The sequence below is a fragment of the Bacillus sp. JJ1521 genome, from assembly GCF_036965165.1.
Lineage (GTDB): Bacteria > Bacillota > Bacilli > Bacillales > Bacillaceae_L > Ferdinandcohnia.
In genome coordinates, this window is record NZ_JBALOX010000242.1 from 5648 (window position 1) to 9961 (window position 4314).

The following is a 4314-nucleotide window of genomic DNA, read 5'->3' on the forward strand; positions in this document are numbered from 1 at the left end:
CCACATCCTGTGGCAACGTCCTCATGACCCACTTCATGTGGGCCTAAAAATCGGGCGCATATACGCAAGGCGTATTTGATGTTTGAGTGATTTTTGCAATGGAAGGAGTTAATTAATGAAAGCGATACTTATTGGAATTGTCTCATCTCTTTTTTTTGCAGTAACGTTTATTTTAAATCGCTCAATGGAGCTTTCAGGTGGAAGCTGGCTTTGGAGTTCTTCATTGCGATATTTTTTTATGGTCCCATTTTTAATTGGGATTGTTCTCATAAGAGGGAATTTGAAGCCACTTCTTCAAGAACTAAAAAAGAATCCTGTAAAATGGATTCTTTGGAGTACAGTTGGATTTGGATTGTTTTATGCACCACTTACCTTTGCGGCTGCTTCAGGTCCAGGTTGGTTAGTTGCGGGAACATGGCAATTTGTCATTATAGCTGGTCTTCTTGTTGTTCCTTTTTTCTACAAAACAGTGGAGACGAAAAATGGAGTCCAAAAAATCCGTGAACAAATCCCGGTTAAAGGTCTTATATTTTCCAGTTTTATTTTTATTGGGATTGTCTTAATTCAGATTCAGGAAGCAGTTGGAGGCATTGGAGTCAAGATGCTTCTTGTCGGAATTCTTCCTGTAGTAGTGGCTGCTTTTGCGTATCCACTAGGTAATCGAAAAATGATGGAGCATTGTAATAATGATTTTGATACCTTTCAACGTGTACTTGGAATGACACTGGCATCGATCCCGTTTTGGCTTGTCATAGCTGGTTTCGCTACTGCGACAGCAGGGATGCCTAGTAAAGATCAAGTGTTCCAATCCTTTATCGTTGGGATTTCCTCTGGGATTATTGCAACCGTGCTATTCTTTTTTGCGACTGAGCTTGTAAAGCATGATCAAAGTAAACTGGCTGCGGTGGAGGCGACTCAAGCAACGGAAATTATATTTGTAATATTTGGTGAGGTTATTTTATTAAGTGCACCACTACCGACTATGTATTCGTTCATAGGGCTTTTGATAATTACTGGAGGAATGGTGCTGCATAGCCTATTCTCGAATCGGAAAATACCGGTAAAAGTGAATGAATTAGAGACAAAATCGATATAAAAAATGCAGAGCTTAAACTGGCTCTGCATTTTTATGGAGAATTATTTTACGACAATCTTCTTATCTTCGACTGTTACGTTCAAGCTTGTTTGTTCATCATGATCTAAAAGAACATCAGTGATTTGGTCTTCAAGTTGTTCTTGGATAACTCGACGTAATGGACGCGCACCAAAGGCAGGGTGGTAACCAAGCTCAGCCAATTTTTGTTTCGCTTCGTCGTCAACTTCGATGGTTATGTCTTGTTCTTGAAGTGTTTTTTCAAGATCATGTAACATTAGGTCGACAATTTGTAGTAAGTGTTCCTTTTCAAGTTGTTTGAATTCGATGATCGCATCAAATCTGTTCAAGAATTCTGGTTTGAAGAAAGAACCTAGTGAGTCAAGGATAGAAGTTTCCTTGTAAACATCTGTTTCGTCTTTTTCAAAACCAACTGTAATTTTCTTAGGACCTCCACTTCCAGCGTTACTTGTCATAATAATCACTGTATCTTTGAAGCTTACTGTACGTCCTTGGCTATCGGTTAGACGACCATCCTCTAAAATTTGCAGGAACATATGCTGAACATCAGGATGTGCCTTTTCAATTTCGTCTAAAAGGATGATGCTATAAGGGTTGCGACGGACTTTTTCAGTGAGCTGACCTGCTTCCTCATGGCCTACATATCCAGGAGGAGAACCGATGATTTTAGATACAGAGTGTTTTTCCATGTATTCACTCATGTCCAGTCTAATCATGGCATCCTTCGAACCGAATAATTCTTCTGCAAGTGTCTTCGTTAATTCTGTTTTACCGACACCAGTTGGCCCAACGAAAAGGAATGAACCAATTGGTCTATTTTTCGCTTTCAGACCAGCACGGCTACGACGAACAGCCTTCGCAACCTTCGAAACGGCTTCTTCTTGACCTATGACTTTTTTCGCAAGGTTTTCAGCAAGATGCTTCATTTTTTGTTGTTCATTTTCTTGTAGCTTACCAACAGGAATACCTGTTTTCTTTTCGATAATTTGTTGGATATTTGCAACATCAATCATATTTTCTTCTTTGTTTTCTGGAGTATTTAATTGTTTTTCAAGCAGAATTTCTTGATGTCTTAATTTTGCTGCCAATTCATAGTTTTCTTCGGCAGCAGCTTTTTCTTTTTCAGTTGCAATTTTAGTAAGCTCTTCCTCGATGTCCTTCGGATTTGTTCCGTTAGATGCTAAATTCATTTTAGAACCAGCCTCATCAAGCAAGTCAATTGCTTTATCTGGTAAGAAGCGGTCTTGAATATAACGATGTGATAAAGTTACACAAGCACGGATCGCTTCTTCTGTATATTTCACACCATGGAAATCTTCATATTTTCCTTTAATACCTTCAAGAATCTGAATCGCTTGGTCAACTGTTGGTTCATCCACAGTCACAGGTTGGAAACGACGTTCTAATGCAGCATCTTTTTCAATTTGTCGGTATTCTTTTAAGGTTGTTGCACCGACAAACTGAAGCTCTCCACGAGCAAGAGCTGGTTTTAAGATATTACCTGCATCCATTGAACCTTCTGCAGAACCTGCACCAACGATGAGGTGAATTTCATCAATAAATAAGATTACATTTTTACGTTTTTGAAGTTCAGCAATGAGTTGCTTCATTCTGTCTTCGAATTGACCACGAATACCAGTGTTCGCGACAAGTGATGCGATATCTAGTAGATAAACCTGTTTATTTGAAAGCTTATTTGGTGCTTTTCCTTCAGCAATTTGTAGAGCTAATCCTTCTGCAATGGAAGTTTTACCTACCCCCGGTTCCCCGATAAGAACAGGATTGTTTTTATTACGGCGGTTTAAAATTTCAATGACACGTTGGATTTCCTCATCACGACCAATTACTGGGTCAATAAGTCCAGCCTTCGCCATTTGGGTAAGGTTTCGACCGAAGTGATCGAGAAGACCACCGCCATTTCCACCGTGTTTCGGTTGTGTTTGTTGTTGATTGCTTCCCATTTGTTGACCAAAGGCATTGCCTTTAAATAGATCATCAAATGTGAAATTAGGGAAACCGTTCATTCCTGAAGGTATTTTCATGTTGTTCTTCTCCTTCACATAACACTCACTGCAAAGCTGAATTTGTCGCTGATTGTTATTAAATTGAACGTGTAACTGAATAGTAGCTTCATTTTTGTTACATGATTGACAAATCATAAACAACTACCTCCTTGATTTTGACTATCTTTGACCAATTGATTAATTAAAATAGGTCGATTGTGATGTTTGACCATCTTTGACCTTATGACTATATTATACTTTGACCATTTTTGACTTTCAAGTGAAAAGTCCTAGAAACTTTTTCCTCAGTTTACTAAATGAATAGCTCGTCTTAATTGTAGAACTTGTACATATACATCAAGTAACCAGACAAATAATGAGGTGGCATTTGTGCGAGGGAATTGGGGAGCAGCATTTCAAATCGGTGCTGTATATGTAGGAACAATCGTAGGAGCAGGCTTTGCAACAGGTCGGGAAATTGTTGAATTTTTTACTCAATACGGTGTGTACGGTTTGATTGGAATTGGAATAAGTGGATTCTTGTTTATATGGTTGGGGACTCGAATCATGATAATCGCAAATCGGATACAAGCTGATTCTTATAAGGAATTTAATGAATATTTATTTGGAAGAAAAATTGGGTTCCTTGTGAATGCCCTTATGCTTTTTGTGCTAATTGGGGTGACTTCTGTCATGCTTTCAGGGGCGGGGGCAATCTTTCACGAGCAATTGGGCTTGTCCTATCAATTTGGAATTCTTGTTACAGGTGCACTTTCCATTTTTGTATTAACATATGGGGTCAAAGGGTTATTTGGTGTGAACATGTTTGTTGTCCCGATTATGATTTTCTTCAGCGTTGTTTTAGCTGTAGAAGTTATTTTTACGGACGCAACAAGTCTAGTTAGTTGGCCAGAACTAAAGTCAGCAAGCTTTAAATGGATGATTTCACCATTTTTATATGCAGCATTTAACCTGATGATGGCTATGCCCGTTTTGGTTCCACTTGCTAAAGAAATGGATAATGAAAAAACATTAAGATGGGGCGGACTAATTGGCGGAGGCGCACTATGCCTTATTTTATTTACAAGTCATATTTCCTTGTCGGCACTACCGAATGTTGAAAACTTTGAAATCCCGATGGCTGAAGTGATGAAAAGCTTCATGGCTGCCTTCTATTGGTTGTATATCCTTGTGATT

Annotated in this window: 3 protein-coding genes; 2 read left to right on the forward strand and 1 reads right to left on the reverse strand. The window is 38.8% G+C overall.

What is annotated here, in order from left to right; all coding sequences use genetic code 11:
- Positions 1-115 precede the first annotated feature (115 nt).
- On the forward strand, positions 116-1096 hold the full coding sequence (locus V7147_RS23560; protein WP_335370234.1) for a DMT family transporter: 981 nt from the start codon (positions 116-118) through the stop codon (positions 1094-1096).
- Between the two features lie 41 nt (positions 1097-1137).
- On the opposite strand, the gene V7147_RS23565 is transcribed toward V7147_RS23560, so the two are convergent.
- Positions 1138-3273 carry an ATP-dependent Clp protease ATP-binding subunit gene (locus tag V7147_RS23565; RefSeq protein WP_335370235.1) on the reverse strand — a complete coding sequence of 712 codons (2136 nt, stop codon included), beginning with the start codon at positions 3271-3273 and terminating at the stop codon, positions 1138-1140.
- Positions 3274-3507: 234 nt separating this feature from the next.
- Here V7147_RS23565 and V7147_RS23570 point away from each other — a divergent pair.
- Positions 3508-4314, forward strand: an 807-nt coding sequence (locus V7147_RS23570; protein ID WP_335370236.1) for a YkvI family membrane protein, incomplete at its 3' end; no start/stop codon positions are given.

Excerpts from the sequence above, each read along its gene's own strand:
- V7147_RS23565 (WP_335370235.1), bottom strand. The coding sequence starts at position 3,273 with ATGATTTGTCAATCATGTAACAAAAATGAAGCTACTATTCAGTTACAC.
- V7147_RS23560 (WP_335370234.1), top strand. The coding sequence starts at position 116 with ATGAAAGCGATACTTATTGGAATTGTCTCATCTCTTTTTTTTGCAGTA.